The 16317-nt window shown below is 37.7% G+C and carries 14 protein-coding genes; 5 read left to right on the top strand and 9 right to left on the bottom strand.

Annotated elements, in window-relative coordinates; genetic code table 11:
- Positions 1 to 120 precede the first annotated feature (120 nt).
- From ACYQ0E_RS12865 to ACYQ0E_RS12825, 9 genes are all read right to left on the bottom strand, one after another.
- The gene (locus ACYQ0E_RS12865; protein ID WP_460188627.1) at positions 121 to 951 is read right to left on the bottom strand and encodes an ABC transporter permease; all 831 of its coding nucleotides are present in this window, start codon (positions 949 to 951) and stop codon (positions 121 to 123) included.
- Entirely contained in the window at positions 948 to 2201 is a 1254-nt protein-coding gene (locus ACYQ0E_RS12860; protein WP_460188626.1) for an ABC transporter substrate-binding protein, read from the bottom strand. Before ACYQ0E_RS12860 ends, ACYQ0E_RS12865 begins: the two co-directional genes overlap by 4 nt.
- A gap of 39 nt (positions 2202 to 2240) precedes the next feature.
- Positions 2241 to 3026: an ABC transporter ATP-binding protein gene (locus ACYQ0E_RS12855; protein WP_460188625.1), complete on the bottom strand. Its 786-nt coding sequence runs from the start codon at positions 3024 to 3026 to the stop codon at positions 2241 to 2243.
- A 217-nt stretch (positions 3027 to 3243) separates the two neighbouring features.
- Complete coding sequence (locus tag ACYQ0E_RS12850) at positions 3244 to 5379, bottom strand: sensor domain-containing protein (protein WP_460188624.1); 2136 nt, start codon at positions 5377 to 5379, stop codon at positions 3244 to 3246.
- Positions 5380 to 5467: 88 nt separating this feature from the next.
- Complete coding sequence (locus ACYQ0E_RS12845; RefSeq protein ID WP_460188623.1) at positions 5468 to 7591, bottom strand: sensor domain-containing protein; 2124 nt, start codon at positions 7589 to 7591, stop codon at positions 5468 to 5470.
- A gap of 107 nt (positions 7592 to 7698) precedes the next feature.
- The gene (locus tag ACYQ0E_RS12840) at positions 7699 to 9072 is read right to left on the bottom strand and encodes a TRAP transporter large permease (protein ID WP_460188622.1); all 1374 of its coding nucleotides are present in this window, start codon (positions 9070 to 9072) and stop codon (positions 7699 to 7701) included.
- Positions 9072 to 9656, bottom strand: a complete 585-nt coding sequence (locus ACYQ0E_RS12835) for a TRAP transporter small permease subunit (protein ID WP_460188621.1) — start codon at positions 9654 to 9656, stop codon at positions 9072 to 9074. The genes ACYQ0E_RS12840 and ACYQ0E_RS12835 overlap by 1 nt, the downstream gene beginning before the upstream one ends.
- Before the next feature lie 254 nt (positions 9657 to 9910).
- On the bottom strand, positions 9911 to 10411 hold the full coding sequence (locus tag ACYQ0E_RS12830) for a hypothetical protein (RefSeq protein ID WP_460188620.1): 501 nt from the start codon (positions 10409 to 10411) through the stop codon (positions 9911 to 9913).
- Between the two features lie 87 nt (positions 10412 to 10498).
- Complete coding sequence (locus tag ACYQ0E_RS12825; protein ID WP_460188619.1) at positions 10499 to 10888, bottom strand: hypothetical protein; 390 nt, start codon at positions 10886 to 10888, stop codon at positions 10499 to 10501.
- A gap of 243 nt (positions 10889 to 11131) precedes the next feature.
- Between ACYQ0E_RS12825 and ACYQ0E_RS12820 the strand changes: the two genes are divergently transcribed.
- The 5 genes from ACYQ0E_RS12820 (at position 11132) to ACYQ0E_RS12800 (ending at position 16310) form a co-directional block, all read left to right on the top strand.
- Positions 11132 to 13417: a primosomal protein N' gene (locus ACYQ0E_RS12820; protein WP_460188618.1), complete on the top strand. Its 2286-nt coding sequence runs from the start codon at positions 11132 to 11134 to the stop codon at positions 13415 to 13417.
- Positions 13418 to 13636: 219 nt separating this feature from the next.
- Positions 13637 to 14554 carry an SPFH domain-containing protein gene (locus tag ACYQ0E_RS12815; protein WP_460188617.1) on the top strand — a complete coding sequence of 306 codons (918 nt, stop codon included), beginning with the start codon at positions 13637 to 13639 and terminating at the stop codon, positions 14552 to 14554.
- Positions 14555 to 14569: 15 nt separating this feature from the next.
- Positions 14570 to 15013, top strand: coding sequence for an NfeD family protein (locus ACYQ0E_RS12810; protein WP_460188616.1), 444 nt, complete (start codon positions 14570 to 14572; stop codon positions 15011 to 15013).
- Between the two features lie 210 nt (positions 15014 to 15223).
- Positions 15224 to 15796 carry a Tll0287-like domain-containing protein gene (locus tag ACYQ0E_RS12805; protein WP_460188615.1) on the top strand — a complete coding sequence of 191 codons (573 nt, stop codon included), beginning with the start codon at positions 15224 to 15226 and terminating at the stop codon, positions 15794 to 15796.
- A 1-nt stretch (position 15797) separates the two neighbouring features.
- Positions 15798 to 16310: a hypothetical protein gene (locus tag ACYQ0E_RS12800; RefSeq protein ID WP_460188614.1), complete on the top strand. Its 513-nt coding sequence runs from the start codon at positions 15798 to 15800 to the stop codon at positions 16308 to 16310.
- Positions 16311 to 16317 lie beyond the last annotated feature (7 nt).

Genomic DNA, 16317 nt, shown 5'->3' with positions numbered 1-16317 from the left:
GTTTATTTTGGGTATAAGTAACCCTATTCATCTTTTGGAGAGAATGAATTTACTGTATTTCTAAGTTGATAAGGCCTAGCAAAGACGTTTTGCTAGGCTAAGATAAATATAGGTTACGTTTTACTCTACGCGCCATGAATAACGTTTTATTAACATAACGGCCACAGCATCTAGCATATAACCAATAACACCGATGACTACCACAATTGCAGCAAGTGAATCGTAGTCTAAAGTATCACGAGCATCGTTGATGGCATACCCTAAACCAGAGGTAACACCTAAGTATTCGGCTGGCACTAATACTACCCACGCCACACCAATTGCTAAACGAATCCCAGCAAAAACATCTTGTGCAATAGCGGGTAAGATTACGCGGCGTAACATTTGAAAACCATCGGCACCTAAGTTTTTTGCAACGCTAAACCAGTTAGGATCAATACGTTGTACACCGTGTGCTGTACCAAAAATAATAGGCCAAACCGTTGCCATAATCAGTAAGAAAATAATGGCATTATCCCAAGTTTCAAAAGCTAATACGGCAATAGGCATCCAAGCTAGAGGGCTAATCATTCGTAAAAACTGAAAAGGCATGTTTGCAACTTGACGTACTGCGACAAAGTAACCCACTAATATCCCAACCGGTACACCAATAACAATCCCCCAGAATAGACCGATAATAATACGGTATAGACTTGAATAAACGGTTTCCCAAATTGAGCCTGTTTCAAATAAATAAGCTAAAGCTGAAAAAGCAGGGCCTGGTGCAAAGCCTGAAAAAGCTTCAGTGTCAGGGTTTGATGCAATTAATATTCCACCAATCCACCAAAGTAGTAATAAGATGGCCATACCTAAAGCGGCGTTAGTAAAGTTTTGTAGCCCTGAAGGCAGTCTCTTAAAGCCAGAATAAATCTGACCAAAAGAAAAGCTGGGCTTTGCTGCTATTGTGCTCATAGTACAAATACCTCTTCACGGTTCGTTTTATCTTCAAGGTTTACGCCAGGTACTTTGTCCCAAACATCATATTTATCCATGGCATTTTTAACGTAGTCATAGTTCACTAAGTCTTTTACAACAAAGTCAGTGTCTAAATCATTTAAGAAGGTTTTATCACCAGCAACTAAAGTGTCTTTTAGCTCGTCAATAATGAACTTAGTCGCAGTGGGATAAGGATATGGGTTAAAGTCAATACGCCCAATTTTCCAGTCTTCATGTTTAATAGCATCTGGTTCTGCATAATGATCTGGAGCATAGTCAGTCATCGCTTTAAGAACTACTTTTGATTTCATTGGTAAGTAACGTTTACCTTCACGTGAAAGCATTTTGGCAACTTCTTCTTTATTCTCTTGAGCGTATAAAGCACCACGAACAACAGCGTTCATAACTTTTTGTGACCAAACTTTTTTCTTTTCAACATGTTCGTCATGCATACAAATTACGCAACAAGGATGGTTTTTCCAAATATCGCCTGTAAAACGAAGCATTTTGGCACCTGCTAATACTTCACCTGCGGCATTAAATGGTTCTGCAACAATAAACGCATCAATCTTTTTAGCGGCTAATGCTGGTGGCATATCTGGTGGTGGCATAATTTGTAGGTTAACTTGATTAGGTTTAAGTTCGTCAGTTTGATCTTGAATAACGGGTTCTAAGCCTGCATTTTTAAGTGCCATTTGCAATACAACATTGTGCATTGAATACCAATAAGGAACGGCAATTTGTTTTCCACCCAGGTCTTCAAACTTTTCTACACCCGTGTGTTTACCAACCACAAGACCTGAGCCGTTAGTGTGTGCCCAACCAGTGATTTTAATTGGGAACTTGTTGTTGTATCGCATCCATACAGGAATAGGCTTTAAAAAGTGAACCAAGTTAAATTTCTTAGCCGCAAAGCCTTCAATTAAAGGAGACCAACCACGAATTAAAGTAGGCTTGGCTACTTTTAGGCCTTCATCTTCAAAAAAGCCCATTGCATGAGCGACTAATAAGGCACTTGCGTCTGTAATAGGTAGGTAACCAATACGAACAACTTCATCGTCTGGCATTTCCATATTGGCAAGCGCGTCAAGAGGTAAGCTCATTGCAGCAGTGAGTCCACCAGCCGTTGCTAGGCTGTCTAAAATGAATTCTCTACGCCCTTTAGCAGGGTTGAATTTATAATCCACTTTTGCAGATTCTTCTGAAATATCACATAGTTGGCACATGGGTAAATCTCCTTAAAAATATAAAATTGGGTAGTGAAATTAAGAGGCCTGCTCTTGTAGTTCTTGTTGTTTGGCTTGATCGATCTTTTCGAATTCTGCAAATAATTGTTCTTTTAGAGCAACAAATGGGAGTGAACTTCGATCTCTAGGGTATTCAACGGGTACGTCAAGTGAACCAACAATGCGTCCAGGGTTGTGATTCATAATGATGACCTTGTCCGCCATGGCTACAGCTTCTTCAATATCGTGTGTAACCAGAACCATTGTGATACCTTGATCATGGCAAATTTGCGCCACTTCTGTTTGTAACTGTGAACGAGTGAATGCATCTAATGCTGAAAAAGGTTCATCTAATAAAAGTACTTCTGGTTCTGCGGCTAAAGAGCGTGCTAAAGCAACACGTTGTTGTTGACCACCAGAGAGCTGTTGAACATTTTTATTTTTATGTTCTTCTAACCCAACCATGTCTAACAGGTCTTCAACTTTTTGCTCATTGCCTTTGTAGGTTCCGGCAAAAACTAAAGATAGTGCTGCGTTTTCTCTTACTGTCATCCAAGGATAAAGAGAGGGTTTTTGAAACATCATGTTCCATTTGGCATTAGGTTTTAATACTGTATGAGTGTTGATTCGAACAGAACCCTCTGTTGGCATAAGTAACCCAGCCATCATTTGTAGTAATGTTGATTTACCACAACCACTTCGTCCTATTAATGCTGTTAACTGACCTTTAGGGATAGTCAGGTTAATATTGTCTAGAGTTGGTGATGTTTGTTTTTTATTGTAGTAATGAGTAAGGTCGGTAATCCAAATGTTCGAAGCTGACATAATGTTTATCCTAATTAATTTTATTATTTGCTTGGTATAACGCATTTATATGACCAAGTATTAAAAGTAATTAAAATTCAAGATGTTAGCTTGTATATTTAAAAAGACTTGTTATTAGTAGTGTAATTATTGCTTTAAATTGTTAACAATTGTAGCCAAAGTGGTGTAAAGTGGTTTGGAATTGTAAGAATCGACAAAGATTGTCAGAAATGTGAGGTTATTTTTTTATAGAAGTTAAAAAAGTTTTTTCAAACTCTTTGGCTGTGCATGGTTTAGAGTAGAGATAACCTTGAATAAGGATGTCTTGATTGAGTGAGTGAATAAAGTCTGCTTGTGCTTGGGTTTCAACACCTTCAGCAACAATATTGAGGTTTTTGGTTTGGGCGAGTCGTACTATAGAATCGACAATAGCAATATCATCTGCACTTTCAGGGATGCGTTGGATAAAGCTTTGGTCAATTTTAAGTTCACGTATAGGGAGTTTTTGTAAGTAACTTAAAGATGAATAGCCTGTGCCAAAGTCATCAATCGATATTTGAAACCCAAGGCTAACAAGTTGTTTGATTTTTGTTAAGGCTAAATCGGTGTTGTGAATAAGCACACCTTCGGTCAGTTCTAGCGTAATGTTTTTGGCATTTACTTGGGTATATTTTACCAAACCAAATACCAGTTCTACAAAGCTTTGTTCATGAAACTGTACAGGGCTAATATTAATAGACATACGGATATCACCATATTTTTTAGCCCATTTTCTAGCTTGAATAAAAGACTTGCTAAGTACCCAAAGGCCAATTTTTATAATTTGACGTCCTTCTTCAGCAATCGGAATAAACTGTCCGGGAGGTACTAAGCCTAGAGAGGGATGAAACCATCTTAATAAAGTTTCAACACCAATGGTTTTACCTTTTGAATCCACTTGAGCCTGAAAGAATAATTCAAACTCATCGTCCAGTTCTGAATGGTTAAGGGCTTGCAGCATATCAAGTCTTTGTTTGGCAATATCCCTTAGTTTATTTTCAAATAAATAAACTTGATTTCCGCCTAGGCTTTTAGCTTTATGCATGGCTAAGTTGCTATGACTCATAACAGTATTAGGGGTGTTTTCTTTTAAGGTGTTATTAAATAAATAAGCCCCTATACTTGCGGTAATGTGTAGTGATTGTCCTGTAATTTGATAGCGATCATCTAGGTTCTGTCTAATATTGTGCGATAAATTTAATAATTGTGTTTTCGCTTCAATTTCATCTTGATTACTGTGCTTAATAAAAACCGCAAATTCATCTGCACCTAAACGCACGGCTAAGTCGTTGTCAGAGGTAAGTGCTAGAATTTTCTTAGATACTAAAATTAATAGTTCATCACCAATACCATGGCCTAAAGTATCGTTAATCATTTTGAAATTATCTAAATCAATTAAGATTAGAGCTGAATGACAATAGGTCTTGTCTTCATTTTCTAGCGCAGAGGCTAAATTATTGTTTAATAAAGTGCGGTTAGCCAGGCCTGTTAAATTATCGTAATACGCTAAACGTTCAATTTTATTACGAGCTTCTTGTATATCTGTAATATCTTGTAAAACACCAATAAAATGTTCAATGTTCTGATTGCTATCTGTAATCATGGATAAGCTTAAAACAGCATGGTAATAGGTGTCTTTTGTTGGCGAAATTTGTACTTCGCCGCTCCAATGACCCTCTTCGATTAAGGCCTGCATAACAGAATCAAACGGCACTTTAAAAACGGCTTGTTTTTGTAGCCATTCAATATATGTTGTATTGTAAAGTTCTTCTGCTGATAACCCGGTATAAGTTGAAAAGGTATTATTTGGTTGTGTAATGTAGCCATGCTGGTCTGTAATGAACTGTGCCGCATAACTTGATTCTATGAGTTTTAACTGAGCTTCGGCTTGGATTTTAAAGGATTGGTCTTGAAAAGTGACTAATAGCTTTTGAGTGTTATGTTCGTTTGAAGGTATTTTATGAACGGTAATTAAAACAGGGATTAATGTTGCGCTACCTTGATTGTTGGATTTAGGTATTTTTATCCATAATAATGGGCTGGTAACGTTGTCAGGATTAAGACGGTTAGCCAAAAGCCATTCTTTTAAGTCAAATACGGTTTGGTGTCTTTTTTGACTATAAATTGCAATCTCTTCAAATAGGTTTTGAGTGTGAGAACTATTTGAAAAATATTGCTGAGCCTTTTGATTGATGAGTACTGGATTAAGGCCAAGCGTAAGCAATAACAATCCATCACAGAAAGTATCAGCAATAAGTTGCTTTTCTATGTCGTGAGCGTCATTCAGTTTACCAATAAATTGGCTAACATCGGATTGTGGTTGCTTTACAGGCATAAACCAATAGTCACATTAGTATGAATTGAAATACTAATCATAATACACAAAATGCTAAGGAATAAAGCATAGAAAAGATAAAATTTGTTTATTTACCGTTTAAAAAAGTTTCTTCAAAGGTTTGAGCGGGGCAAGGAATGCTGTATAGATAACCTTGAATTATGATATTGTCAGGTTGAGACTTTAAAAAATCAAGTTGCTCTTCAGTTTCAACTCCCTCAGCAACTATCCATAGATTTTTACTTTGAGCAAGCTTCACAATGGATTCAATAATGGCAACATCTTCTTTACTGTTAGGTATGCGAGAGATAAAACTTTTATCTATTTTAAGTTCATTAATAGGTAATTTCTGAAAGTAGCTTAAAGAAGAATAACCTGTACCAAAATCATCAATGGATATTTTAAACCCGAGTTTAACAAGGCGTTTAATCTTATCAACGGCACTTTCGGTGTCTGAAATCAATACGCCTTCTGTGAGTTCTAGGGTGATATTGTTCGGCTCAACTTGAGTGGCACTTAATATAGACAATACGTTTTCAATAAAGTCGGCTTCATGAAACTGAATGGGACTAATGTTAATAGAAAGATTAAAAGAAGGTAATTGCTTAGTCCATTTTTTAGCTTGTAAAAAGGCTTGGTGCATAATCCAAGCACCTAATTTTAAAATCTGACGACTTTCTTCGGCAATTTTAATGAACTTGTAAGGTGAAATATAACCATGCTCAGGATGATTCCATCTTACTAATGCCTCTGCGCCATGTAGCGTACCGTGACAATCTATTTGCGCTTGATAATACATCTCTATTTCATTTCTTTTATGCGCTAATAATAAATCGTTTTCTAATTGACGTCGGCTCTTTGCTTCTTCTGATAGCGTTGTTTCATATATAAAAATTTTGTGTTTCTTTTTAACATCTTTTGCTTTACCAACGGCTAAATCAGCTTTAATTAATAAGGCTTCTGCTTGATCTGCTTTTGCTTCAGGGAAAACAACAATTCCTATTCGGGCAGAACTGTGCAAGGTCAGTTCATCGACTAAAAAGTGGTGATTGAGTGCCTGAAATATTTTTTGAGCTAATTTATAAGCATTACGCGTCGTTTTTTCTGGGCTATCGTCACGGTCTCGGGTCACAATAATAAATTCGTCGCCACCTACTCGAGCAATTTGATCTTCATCTCTCAGTAATTTCTTTAAAACAAAAGAGACTTTTCTTAAGAATCGATCGCCAGTTTTACGACCAAAAGCATCATTGATACTTTTAAAACGATCCATATTGATTGAAATAAGCGCACTAAAAGTTTTATGACGCTTATGGTTTTTTATTGCCGTGTTAATGTATTCAATAGCAAGCTTACGGTTGGCTAGGTTTGTTAGGGGATCATAAAAAGCTAAATGCTCAATTTTTTTATGAGCCTCTTTAATGTCTGTAATATTTTGTAAAGTGACAATGTAGTGTTCAACATTAGACTCTTTGTCGGCAATCATAGAGATGCTAAGAATGGCATAAAAAGTGTTGCTGGGAGTTGGATGTATTTCTACTTCACCGCTCCAATATTTATTGATTAATAATTTTTGTAAAAAACCACCACTATTTTCATCCAGCACCACCTGTTGTTCAAGCCAGTCAAGAAGTGTCATCTTTTTTAAATGGGTTTCTGATAAGCCTGTAAGAGCTAAAAAGCTATCGTTAACTTTAATAATATAGCCTTTTTCATTAGAAATAAACTGCGCATTAAAGCTATTAAAAGCAGCTTCCATAAGGCGTTTTTGCTCATCAGCAAAGCGATAAATACTGCGGTCGTAAATGGCTAAAATAATGTTTTTAAGTTTGCCTTTTTTATTAAACAAGGCCTTGGCGCTTAATAGAAGGGGGGTGGCTTTTAAGCTTGTAGGCCCAAAATGCCAAACAATAATTTCAGTTGCTTCTGCGGTGGGGTTTTCTTTAATACATTCTAACCAATGGCTGAGTTTAAAAATAAGCGTCGCTTTTTTATTTTTAAATAAGGTGTGATTGTCTTTTTGGATTTTAAAACTTTTGTCTATTGAGAGGAGGGTTGTTGCTTGGTTATTTATAAATCGAATAGATAAATTTTGTTTAAATACAATGATGCCTTCGTGAAGTGCTTCGAATATTTCACGTTTGTTTTGTTCTTCTTCTTTTAAACGGAGTACCGTTTTTTGAAGTTGAATAATTTGCTGGTTAGCACTCATTGGCAGCTATTAGGCCTTATTGATTAAAATGAGTGTTTGATTCTAGCCTATGTTGCAGGGGCTTAAAAGCCCCATTAGTGCGTATTTTGTGAAGTAGGGTCTTATATTTACTCGGTATAGACAAGATTAGGTAGCCATGTCACGATTTCTGGCCAGATGGCAAGTACACCCAACATACTGAGTTGTATGAGAATAAAAGGGATTGTGCCTTTATAGATATCAATCGTTTTTAACTCAGGTGGTGCCACCCCTCTTAAATAGAATAAGGCAAAACCAAATGGCGGTGTTAAGAAAGCGGTTTGTAAGTTGATTGCAATCATAATGCCAAGCCAAATTGGATCAACCCCCATCATTAATAAAATTGGTGCGACAACGGGAACTACGACATAAGTGATTTCAATAAAGTCTAAAAAGAAGCCCAAAATAAACATTAAGAGCATAACGATTAACATGGCGGTAAATACGCCACCAGGCAAATCGGTAAGCAAGTCGGTAATTAAATCATCACCACCCAGGCCTCTGAAAACCAGTGAAAAGAACGCCGCACCAATAAAAATCAAAAAGATCATGCTGGTAACTTGCAATGTGTTTTGCATAACGATTTTTAGAGTGCTAAGCGAAAACTTACCACTTATAAGGGCTAACAGAATGGCTCCAAGCGCTCCTAATGAAGCGGCTTCGGTTGGTGTGGCAAAACCGCCTAAAATAGAGCCTAACACTAATAAAATGAGTATTAACGGCGGTAGTAAACTTTTAACTACACGTTTTGCCAGGCCTGGTGCAACTGGCTCACCAGCATGGTTTGGAATAAGCTCAGGGTTTCTAAAAGCCTTAAAGATAATAAAGCCCATATAGGCAGCAACTAATAACAGGCCTGGTAATAATGCGCCAACAAAAAGATCTCCAACAGATAAGGTTTCTGGCGAGAAAATGCCTTGATTCAGTTGCGCTTGTTGATAAGAAGAAGAGAGTACGTCACCTAATAATATCAGCACAATTGACGGAGGAATAATTTGCCCTAAAGTTCCTGATGCACAAATTGTACCGCTGGCAATTTTAGGGCAATAACCTTGTTTTAACATGGTGGGTAATGCTAATAAACCCATAGTAACAACCGTTGCGCCTACAATACCTGTGCTGGCTGCAAGTAAAGCACCAACAATAATTACAGCAATACCTAAACCACCTTTTATGCCACGCATAACCTCTTCCATGGTCTGTAATAGAGATTCAGCAATTTTGGATTGTTCGAGCATAATACCCATAAACACAAAGAGGGGTACGGCAATTAAATTGGCATTGCTCATAATGCCAAAAATTCGGTTTGGTACACTTTGTAAAAAAGACATATCAAATACGCCAAACAAGTTGGCAACCAGAGCAAATAGAAGTGAAACACCTGCTAAGGTAAACGCAACCGGGAAACCTGCTAATAAAGCGATAAAGACTAAGGCAAATAAAACTAAAGACAGCCATTCCATTATAGTTTGCCCTCCGTTTCTGGGTTATGATCTGAATCAGACGGAATAATAGGGGCAGGATGGTTTTTATCACCCGAAAATAACGTTAAGGCTGACTGCAACATAACGGAAAAGATTTGTAAAATGACCAATGTCGCCATAATAATAATCAATGTTTTTAGCATATATAAATAAGCTAAACCACCTGCTTCAGCCGAGCCTTCATGAATATGCCAACTGGTTAGGACATAATCCCATCCAGACCAAATAATAAAAGACATAACAGGTAACGCGAACAAAATCGTACCTAAAAAGTTAACCCAGGCTTTTTTACGCTCATTAAATAAACTGTAAAAGACATCAACCCTAACGTGTTTATCTTGCTCGTACGTGTAGGCAATACCCAGCATAAATAAAATGGCGTGGTTATACATAACGCTTTCTTGCATGGCAATTGAACCGCTATTAAATCCGTAGCGTAGAAAGACAACCAAAGCAGAAATGAGTACCAGAGATAAGGTGCCCCAGGCCACAAGTTGACCAAAGCTTTTTTGAAATTGGTTTTGTTTAATGATCAGATAAGAGAGTTTTTTAGATAACAACATAGTAAATAAGGTCTAAAGGTGAGAAATAATGACAGCTATTTTAACGTTTTTGTTGGAATATTTTTATTTATCTTGATGAAAAGTAGCGGTTTTATCTAGTGAGACCTTGACTCTGCTTGTGTTTTACTTATTTCCGGGCGACAAGTATGGATTTTAATGACAGCTTTGACAGAGGCATTAGATAACCATAAAACACCTTAGTGAACAGAAAGTTTGTTCATTTAAGGTGTTTTGTATTTTTTTAAATAACCAAGTTAACGACTGTGTTTGGCTTGATTTACGGCGTCAATTAAGCCACCTTGTTTTGATTTTGGTGTTGCCTTATGTGGCTGAGAACTTGGTTTACTGTGGTTTTTAACGGGTTGTTTGTTGTGGCTTTTGTGGTTTGGTCTATATTCTTTTTTAACGTTGTGTTTAGGCGAATGCTTTTTTATCTGCTTTATTGGAGCAGGGCGGTGCGATTTAACGTAAACGGGTTTAGAGTGAATCACTTTTACTTTTTTTACCACAATAGGTCTTGGCGCTGGCGCTGAATAATAAGGTCTTACAGGCTTTGCATAATACGGTTTGTGATAACCTGCTGGATAACCATATTTTTCATAATAAGCGAGGTTAGATGTTATTAAAATAGGCTCAACAACCGCTACTCGATGATGAGTGGATACAACGGCCTGTTGTACGCAGCCACTTAAACCGCCTAAAAAAACAATAATTAACCCTAAAAATCCAAGTTTATACATTGATGAAATATTCATAATTGTTTCTCGCTTCTTATATTCTCTTTCTGCTTTAGTTGTGTACTTAAAACCGAAAGAGTGTTTTACCAGGCCTGGTAAAATCGATTAATTGATAAACCACATCGAATCGTAAATGATTCGAGTACGAATGTTCATAATGCCAATTTCATTACCAATTCTAATGCGAATATAATCATTAGGTAGCGGCCTTAAACGTCTTTCTAAATTGGCAGGTAAACGTGTGTAGTGCATTTGTTTTGGCATAACATAACCACGTTTAAGTCGACGTTCACCTTTACGGTGTTTGTTATAAACACGCGTTTTATGATGATGTTGGTTTACGTAATGGCGGTCGTTATTGCTAAATAAAAACGTAACTTGAGTGCTAGGTGCTTTTTGGTGATGATGGTTGCCGTTAACGGGGTGCGCTGAAGCGTAGCCCGACGCCAAGAAAAAAGCACTACTAATAAATACAACTGACAATTTTTTTAACATGATTAAATCCTCCAAAACAAAGAAAGTGATTTTTCAGTTTTCTAAATACTGAATTTGTTTGTTTGCTTAGTTCCTAGTCTAGAAGCCTATATTGCAAACAATGTGCAAGATTGTGGATTTACTCTATGACGTATATTGTTTTAGCCTAAGTGTGATGAATAACGGTAAAATGCGGATACAGATTTTTTGCATTAAAAATTTGTACAAACAATATTGAATAAAAAATCAAACCAGAGAACTCGCTTGCCAACACCCAAAATTGCCAAAGTAGCCGTACCAGGCCCATTTTTATTTCCGCTAGATTATCTGCTAGAAACAGAGGCAGATTTACTGCGTGATCCTCAACCGCAAGCGGTAGTGGGTGGACGTGTTTGGGTACCGTTTAGAAATAAAAAAGTCATCGGATTAGTGATGGCTATTAGCGATTCTGCCGACTTTGCTATTAATAAAATTAAACCCATTAGTGAAGTCATAGATACTCAACCTATTTTGCAAACCTCACAAATTGCGCTGCTCAACTGGGCAAGTCATTATTATCACGAACCGATTGGTGAAGTGGTGATGGCCGCCCTACCCAAGCGGTTACGAGCAGGCGAAGAGGCTGAAATTAATGGTATGCAATACTGGCAACTGTCTGAACAAGGAAAAACGAAAACATTAGATGATATTTCAAAACGTGCTTTACGTCAGCGTGCGGTTTTAAACGCGTTTTTAGAAAAACCATTGCAATCAGAATCAGACTTAAATGCAGAGCTAGAAAACTGGCGAAGCACGGTTAAAAAATTTACCGAGATGGGATGGTTACAAACCACGTTTGGCCCTTGTTTGCGTGAAACCGCTTTCCCAGACACGCCAAACCATGTATTAAATGACGCTCAACAAGCTGCGGTAGATGCCGTAACGGGCAAAGAGGTTAATACACAAGAGTTTAAAGCATATTTACTTGAGGGGATTACGGGGAGCGGTAAAACAGAAGTGTATTTGGGGATGATTCAAGCCATGCTTGAACAAGGCAAACAGGTATTGGTGTTGGTACCCGAAATTGGGCTAACTCCACAAATGGTACAAAGGTTTGAAGCTTTTTTACAAACCCGTGTGGCGGCATTGCACTCGGGCTTAAATGATTCAGAACGTCACTGCGCTTGGCATTTAATTCGTACAGGGCAAATTAATGTGTTGTTAGGCACAAGGTCAGCCATTTTTACGCCTTTTAAAAATCTTGGATTGTGCATTATTGACGAAGAGCATGATCTCTCTTACAAACAACAAGAAGGTTTTAGATACTCAGCGCGTGACATGATTGTGCAACGAGCTTATCGCGAAAAAGTACCCGTGGTGTTAGGGTCTGCTACGCCCAGTTTAGAAACGTTACATAATGCCAAAATCGGGCGTTATGAGCATTTGCATTTAAAACAAAGGGCGGGGGTGGCCAAACTTCCTACTTTAAAACTATTAGATATTCGTGGTGAAAAAGTGCAAGAAGGGGTTTCTCGTCCACTTAAAACCGCCATGACTAAGCATTTAGAGGCAAACAGTCAGGTATTGCTGTTTTTAAATCGCCGTGGTTTTGCCCCGGTTTTAATGTGTCACGATTGTGGTTGGCAAGCGGCATGCCCAAGTTGTGATGCCAATATGACTTTTCATCGTGTTTACGATGCCAACCAACCCGACGCCGACTTAGGTTATTTACAATGCCACCATTGCGATGAACAAATGGCTAAACCTCAGTGTTGCCCAAGTTGTGGTAGCGAAGAATTTGTAAAAGTAGGGCAAGGTACTGAGCGATTAGAAGAGACCATTAAAGAGTGGTTTCCTAATAAACGTATTTTAAGAGTAGACCGAGATACCACCCGTTTAAAAGGTTCAATGGCCGAGCTGACAGGCAAAGCACAACGTGGCGAAGCCGATATTTTAATTGGTACGCAAATGCTGGCTAAAGGACATGATTTTCCAAATGTGACTTTGGTTGGTTTATTAGATATAGACCAAGGCCTATTTAGTGCCGATTACCGTGCTTCAGAACGCATGGCGCAACTTGTTTTACAGGTTTCAGGTCGCGCGGGAAGAGCAGAAAAACCCGGCGAAGTGTTAATTCAAACCCATCATCCAGACCACCCTTTACTAACCACTTTAGTAAAAAATGGTTATACGGCTTTTGCTAATAAAGCATTAGAAGAACGCCAAAAAGCCAAATTACCGCCCTATAAATATCAAATTTTAATTCGTGCTGAAGCCACGCATCCCAATGATGGCATGGCGTTTTTACATTCACTCAAAGCGGGTTTAGAAAACTATTGGAAACAGTGGCAAAATACAAATGTTGTAAAGGGTAATATTGATTTTTGGGGGCCTGTATCGGCACCTATGTTACGTCGCCAAGGCCGCTACCGTTATCAGCTCATGCTGCAATCAACAAATCGCGCCGAAATACACAAATTGCTTACCGAAATACACCCACATATATACAGTAGTCCTTTAACGCGTAAAGTACGTTGGAGTATTGATGTTGATCCACAAGAGATGTATTAAAACGTTTTGAGTGTGTCAAATTGAGTAAAAAGGCAAAATATTTATGTCTTTCTGGCTCCATGCCAAAGGTTCTATTAAGCATTTAATGTGTGGTTTTGTAAGCATTAATGCTAAATAATAAGGTATTATAAATCAAATAATAACAAGGTTTTTACCCGTAAAGTGAACTGGGTTAAGACCTTTTAAATTAGTCAAAAGCTTATATTTAGGAGAGTCATTATGGATTTTTTAGGATTTGTTGGAGTGATATCTGTAGTCATTGTGTTTTATTTTATTTTGGCGGTAAAGATTGTGCCACAAGCTGAAAAATGGGTGATTGAGCGTTTAGGGAAATATCATCGAACCTTGGATGCAGGAATCAATTTTATTGTGCCTTTTATTGATAAACGACGTTCGCATTACTCAACACAAGAGCAAATTATAGATGTACCTCGCCAAGCCGTGATTACTAAAGATAACGTTGCAATTCAAATTGATGCTGTGGTTTTTATTCGTATAAACGATGCCAAACAAGCCACATATGAAATTCAAGATTTAAAGTCAGCCATTGCCCAATTAGCACAGACCACATTACGTGCAGAAATTGGACGCATGGAGCTGGATGAAACCTTAAGCTCGCGTGCCGATTTAAATGCTTCACTGTTAACTGCGCTAGATTTAGCCAGCTCAACCTGGGGAGCAAAAGTAACCCGTGTTGAAGTGGCTGACATCTCTGTGCCAGAAGCTGTGCAACGTGCAATGGAACTGCAAATGGAAGCAGAGCGTCGCCGACGTGCTACAGAAACTGAAGCTGAGGGTGATAAAAATGCCCTGATTATGCAGGCCGAAGGTGAACGTCAACAAGCCTTTAAACAAGCTGAAGCGGTTGAGCGTATGGCGGATGCACAAAAATATGAAAAAGAACAACTTGCGATGGGTGAGCAACGTGCTATGGAGGTAATAAACCAAGCTATGGCCACTAATGGCAGTGCGGCCGATTTCTTATTAGCCAAAGACAGAATTGCGGCCTTTTCACAATTAGCGGGCAGTGATTCAGCAAATAAAGTAATTGTACCTGTCGAAACCTCAGAAATGGTAGGCTCATTGGTGGCATTAACAAGTTTGTTAAATCAAAATGGCAATGCCGCCGTTAAATAACAGTAGGTTGATTGTATGGAAAATATTATTGAAGTGATACCCGCATGGATTATGTTAACCATTGGTGTGGCGCTTTTAGGGTTTGAGCTACTGATTGGTACCTTTGTTATTCTGTTTTTTGGTATTGCCTTTGTGGTAATTGGTGCCGTTGGATTCTTTATGACTTGGCCATCTGGAGAGATACAAATTTTAGTCGCCATGTTATTAAGCGGCTTACTGGTTTTTATATTAAGACCCATGATGGTAAAAGGATTGCAAAAAGAAGATTTACCTTTAGAAACCATGCAAACTGGTGATATTGGACAAGTTGTAAATCATGGAGGTGAACTTCGCTTGATGTATAAAGGCACGACTTGGGCTTTTAAAGTTGAAGATCAAGCAAAAGTCGTTGAAGGAGAAGAGGTTCTTGTTGAAAAACTACATAACAATGTTGCTGTAATTAGAAAAGTGATTTCATAAAATTACATTTTTTAAGGTTGAATCTTTCTAAGAGCCGTAATTAGGTTGTTTTTAGTAAAGTCGAGTCATAATCGTAATTGTACTTAATAAATCAATAAAATTTATATGGATATAAAATTGTTGATTTATTGATATTATTCAATAGAATGTAAGCGATTAGAAAGACTTATCGTCTTGAATAAAACAGATTCCTAAAATAAGAGTAACAACATGAACTTCAAACTTATTACAGCGGCACTATTAAGTGCATCAATTTCATCTGTCGCATTTGCTGCAGAAGATACAGCGGCCGATCTAAAAGAAGCACGTACCATAGTAAAAGCATTTGGTGGTGAGCTTAAGCCAGAACTTCAAAAAGCAATGAAAGCAGGCGGTCCAGTACACGCTATAGGTTTTTGTCACGGTGAAGCGCCAAGAATTGCAATGGATTTAGCTAAAAAATCTGGTTGGACAGTGACTCGTGTTAGCTTAAAACCTCGTGGTGCAATGGCTAAACCAGACGCTTGGGAAACAACGGTTTTAGAGAAATTTGAAACGCTTAAAAAAGACGGAGAGCCTGTTAAGAAAATGGAATTTTCTGAAGTTATCCACGATGGTGATAAAAGTACGTTCCGTTACATGAAGCCACTACCAACTGGTGAAGTATGTTTAAAATGCCACGGTACTAATATCTCAGAACCTGTAAAACAAGCAATTGCTAAATTCTACCCAGAAGATAAAGCAACAGGTTATAAACAAGGTGATATTCGTGGTGCATTTAGTTTTTCAAAAGCAGTAAATTAATATGAAATCAATATTAACCATTTTTTTGATGTCGATAGCGTTTATGGCTCAAGCTCAAACGCTTAAAGCACAACAATTTGAAGATCAGTGGGAAAAACCAGTAGCATTAAATGAAGATACTAACTGGTTGGTATTAACGCAAACTAAAAATGCAGGTTCTGCCGTTAAAGAAGCATTCTCTGAGTTAGAATTAAAAGATTTAAACCAGTATAAAATGCTTTATATTGCTGATGTTTCAGGTATGCCAGGGTTTATTACCAGCATGATCGCAATACCTAAAATGAAAGACTTTGCCTTTCAAATTGGGTTAATTCGTGATGAAGCGGAGCTAGAAAAAATGCATTTAGGTGACGTAGATAAAGAACAAGTTTTAGTTCTTAATCTAAAAAATCTAGAGGTTGTTTCTACGCAATCATTTGCAGATAAAGAAAGCTTTGAAGCTTTTTTAAAAGCAAATGTATTAACAACAGCACAACAAGCAACCCCTGTTACTGAAGAAGCACCAAAACAGTAAAATTAGT

It is taken from the genome of Thiomicrorhabdus hydrogeniphila (assembly GCF_054656895.1).
The sequence above is the reverse complement of the archived record's forward strand: the minus strand, read 5'-3'. Positions and strand labels throughout refer to the sequence as shown.

What these genes read in the sequence shown, in the direction of transcription:
- ACYQ0E_RS12850 (WP_460188624.1), bottom strand. Translation starts at nt 5,379, where the DNA reads ATGCCTGTAAAGCAACCACAATCCGATGTTAGCCAATTTATTGGTAAA.
- ACYQ0E_RS12830 (WP_460188620.1), bottom strand. Translation starts at nt 10,411, where the DNA reads ATGAATATTTCATCAATGTATAAACTTGGATTTTTAGGGTTAATTATT.
- ACYQ0E_RS12810 (WP_460188616.1), top strand. Translation starts at nt 14,570, where the DNA reads ATGGAAAATATTATTGAAGTGATACCCGCATGGATTATGTTAACCATT.
- ACYQ0E_RS12825 (WP_460188619.1), bottom strand. Translation starts at nt 10,888, where the DNA reads ATGTTAAAAAAATTGTCAGTTGTATTTATTAGTAGTGCTTTTTTCTTG.
- ACYQ0E_RS12855 (WP_460188625.1), bottom strand. Translation starts at nt 3,026, where the DNA reads ATGTCAGCTTCGAACATTTGGATTACCGACCTTACTCATTACTACAAT.
- ACYQ0E_RS12860 (WP_460188626.1), bottom strand. Translation starts at nt 2,201, where the DNA reads ATGTGCCAACTATGTGATATTTCAGAAGAATCTGCAAAAGTGGATTAT.
- ACYQ0E_RS12800 (WP_460188614.1), top strand. Translation starts at nt 15,798, where the DNA reads ATGAAATCAATATTAACCATTTTTTTGATGTCGATAGCGTTTATGGCT.
- ACYQ0E_RS12835 (WP_460188621.1), bottom strand. Translation starts at nt 9,656, where the DNA reads ATGTTGTTATCTAAAAAACTCTCTTATCTGATCATTAAACAAAACCAA.
- ACYQ0E_RS12840 (WP_460188622.1), bottom strand. Translation starts at nt 9,072, where the DNA reads ATGGAATGGCTGTCTTTAGTTTTATTTGCCTTAGTCTTTATCGCTTTA.
- ACYQ0E_RS12805 (WP_460188615.1), top strand. Translation starts at nt 15,224, where the DNA reads ATGAACTTCAAACTTATTACAGCGGCACTATTAAGTGCATCAATTTCA.
- ACYQ0E_RS12845 (WP_460188623.1), bottom strand. Translation starts at nt 7,591, where the DNA reads ATGAGTGCTAACCAGCAAATTATTCAACTTCAAAAAACGGTACTCCGT.
- ACYQ0E_RS12865 (WP_460188627.1), bottom strand. Translation starts at nt 951, where the DNA reads ATGAGCACAATAGCAGCAAAGCCCAGCTTTTCTTTTGGTCAGATTTAT.
- ACYQ0E_RS12815 (WP_460188617.1), top strand. Translation starts at nt 13,637, where the DNA reads ATGGATTTTTTAGGATTTGTTGGAGTGATATCTGTAGTCATTGTGTTT.